This window comes from Cytobacillus sp. GQ23, from assembly GCF_059758675.1.
Genome location: NZ_JCAXER010000088.1, coordinates 1 through 259 on the forward strand (window position 1 = coordinate 1; position 259 = coordinate 259).

Below are 259 nucleotides of genomic sequence, written 5' to 3' on the forward strand. Positions count from 1 at the left end.
GAGCCATTAGCTCAGTCGGTAGAGCATCTGACTTTTAATCAGAGGGTCGAAGGTTCGAGTCCTTCATGGCTCACCATTTTAATTTCATATTGCGGGTGTGGCGGAATTGGCAGACGCACCAGACTTAGGATCTGGCGCCGCAAGGCGTGGGGGTTCGACTCCCTTCACCCGCACCATTTTAAGCGGAAGTAGTTCAGTGGTAGAACATCACCTTGCCAAGGTGGGGGTCGCGGGTTCGAATCCCGTCTTCCGCTCCATT

At 53.7% G+C, this 259-nt stretch carries 3 tRNA genes; all 3 read left to right on the top strand.

The window, feature by feature from the left end:
* Positions 1 to 76 (top strand) — tRNA-Lys (locus tag AC6CHU_RS26025).
* Between the two features lie 15 nt (positions 77 to 91).
* Positions 92 to 176, top strand: a tRNA-Leu gene (locus AC6CHU_RS26030).
* 6 nt (positions 177 to 182) lie between these two features.
* Positions 183 to 257, top strand: a tRNA-Gly gene (locus AC6CHU_RS26035).
* The last annotated feature ends 2 nt before the right edge of the window (positions 258 to 259 follow it).